General features: G+C 35.8%; 1 protein-coding gene. It reads left to right on the top strand.

What is annotated here, in order from left to right:
* Positions 1 to 243 (top strand): recombinase family protein (locus SB660_RS23115; RefSeq protein WP_410584879.1); only part of this gene is annotated, 243 nt, incomplete at both ends.

The following is a 243-nucleotide window of genomic DNA, read 5'->3' as shown; positions in this document are numbered from 1 at the left end:
AGGACTAGCGCCTTATGGATACCGGTTAAACAAAAAAACATCCAAACTAGTCCCAGTCGAAGAAAAAGCAAAAGTCGTTCAATTCATCTTTAACATCTTTTTAAATGGGTTGAATAGAAAAGAAGTTAGTTATACAGCGATTGCTTCTCACTTAACAAAATTACAAATACCGACTCCATCAGGAAAAAAGCGCTGGAATCAATACACAATTAAAGCAATTCTGCAAAACGAAGCGTATATCGG

Origin of the sequence: Bacillus sp. SIMBA_005 (assembly GCF_046535585.1) — a bacterium.
GTDB lineage: Bacteria > Bacillota > Bacilli > Bacillales > Bacillaceae > Bacillus > Bacillus pumilus.
Note: the sequence above shows the minus strand (reverse complement) of the source record. Positions and strands in the feature narration are given on the sequence as shown.